General features: G+C 75.8%; 2 protein-coding genes. Both read left to right on the forward strand.

The window, feature by feature from the left end; genetic code table 11:
* Positions 1-334: winged helix-turn-helix domain-containing protein (locus GTW40_RS12430; RefSeq protein ID WP_161180231.1), on the forward strand; the 334-nt coding region annotated here is incomplete at its 5' end.
* Positions 331-1704: a HAMP domain-containing sensor histidine kinase gene (locus GTW40_RS12435; RefSeq protein WP_161180232.1), complete on the forward strand. Its 1374-nt coding sequence runs from the start codon at positions 331-333 to the stop codon at positions 1702-1704. The genes GTW40_RS12430 and GTW40_RS12435, both read left to right, overlap by 4 nt.
* The last annotated feature ends 17 nt before the right edge of the window (positions 1705-1721 follow it).

The following is a 1721-nucleotide window of genomic DNA, read 5'->3' on the forward strand; positions in this document are numbered from 1 at the left end:
GGCGCCGCCCCCGGCCGTGCTCCGGGTCGGCGGCCTGACCGTCGACCCGCTGCGCCGCCAGGCCGAACTGGACGGCAGCAGACTCGACCTGACGCGCCGTGAGTTCGACCTGCTCGCCTTCCTCGCGGGACGCCCCGGCGTGGTCGTCCCGCGCAAGGAGCTGCTCGCCGAGGTCTGGCAGCAGTCGTACGGCGACGACCAGACCATCGACGTCCATCTCTCCTGGCTCCGGCGGAAGCTGGGCGAGACGGCGGCCCGGCCGCGCTATCTGCACACCCTGCGCGGTGTCGGCGTGAAGCTGGAGCCGCCCGTCGCGGGGGAGTCGCCGCGATGAGATGGGCCCTGGTCAAGGTGTGTCTCGCGGTCACGACGATGGTCGTGGTCGCCTTCGCCGTGCCGCTCGGTCTGGTCGTCCAGGAGATGGCCCGCGACCGCGCGTTCTCCAACGCCGAGCGCGAGGCCGCCGCCGTCGCCCCCGCGCTGTCCATCACCACCGACCGGGACAAGCTGGAGCGGGTGGTGGCCGCCGCCGGGGTCGAGTCCGGCATGGCCGTGCACCTGCCCGCCGTGGAGGGGCGCGCCGCCACCGACCTGGGCCGTGGCAGAGCCACCCCCCGCGACATAGAGGCCGTGCGCCGGATGGGCCGCGCCTCCACCGCCGAGGTGCCCGGCGGCTCGGCGCTGCTCCAGCCCGTCGCGCTCGGCTCCGGGGCCATCGCCGTGGTCGAGGTGTGGGTGCCGGAGGCAGAGATGAGCAACGGCGTCGGCACGGCCTGGGCGGTGCTCGCCGCCGTGGGCGTCGCGCTGATCGCCGGTTCCGTCGCGGTCGCCGACCGGCTCGGGGTGCGCATGGTGCGCCCCGCGCGACGGCTGGTGGAGGGCGCGCGCGAACTGGGCGACGGACACCTCGGTGCCCGGGTGCCCGAGGAGGGCCCGACCGAACTCCGGCTCGCCGCCGTCGCGTTCAACTCCATGGCCGACCAGGTGGTCCAACTTCTCGCCAACGAGCGCGAGCTGGCCGCCGACCTCTCGCACCGGCTGCGCACCCCGCTCACCGTGCTCCGGCTGAACGCGGCCTCGCTCGGCGCCGGGGCCGCCGCCGACCAGACCCGCGCCGCCGTCGCCCAGCTGGAGGGCGAGGTGGACACCATCATCCGCACCGCCCGCGAGGCCAAGCCGCAGACGGCCGCCGCCGGTCCGGGCACGGGCTGCGACGCGGCCGAAGTGGTGCGCGAACGCATGGAGTTCTGGTCCGCGCTGGCCGAGGACGAGGGCCGCAAGTGGCGGGTCGCAGGCGCCGAGCGTCCGGTACGCGTCCCCGTCGCCCGCGCCGACCTCGCCGCCGCCCTGGACGCCCTGCTCGGCAATGTTTTCCGGCACACCACCGAGGGAACGGCTTTCGCCGTGGACGTGCACAACGCCGACGACGCGGTGATCGTGCTCGTCTCCGACGCGGGCACCGGCATAGCCGACCCCGAGACCGCCATGGCGCGCGGCCAGGGCTCCGGCACCGCCGGGTCCACGGGCCTCGGCCTGGACATAGTGCGCAGGCTGGCCGAGTCCACCGGCGGCGACGTCCGCATCGGCTCCTCGGTCCTCGGCGGCACCGAGGTCCGCATCTGGCTTCAGCTCGACGGCCGCAAGCCGGACCGGCGCGGCCACCGCACCGAGCGGCGCCGCAGGCGCGCACCCGCGCTGCGCTGACGGGCGGGACGCGCCGA

Source organism: Streptomyces sp. SID4985 (genome assembly GCF_009863025.1).
GTDB lineage: Bacteria > Actinomycetota > Actinomycetes > Streptomycetales > Streptomycetaceae > Streptomyces.

Excerpts from the sequence above, each read along its gene's own strand:
- GTW40_RS12435 (WP_161180232.1), top strand. The coding sequence starts at position 331 with ATGAGATGGGCCCTGGTCAAGGTGTGTCTCGCGGTCACGACGATGGTC.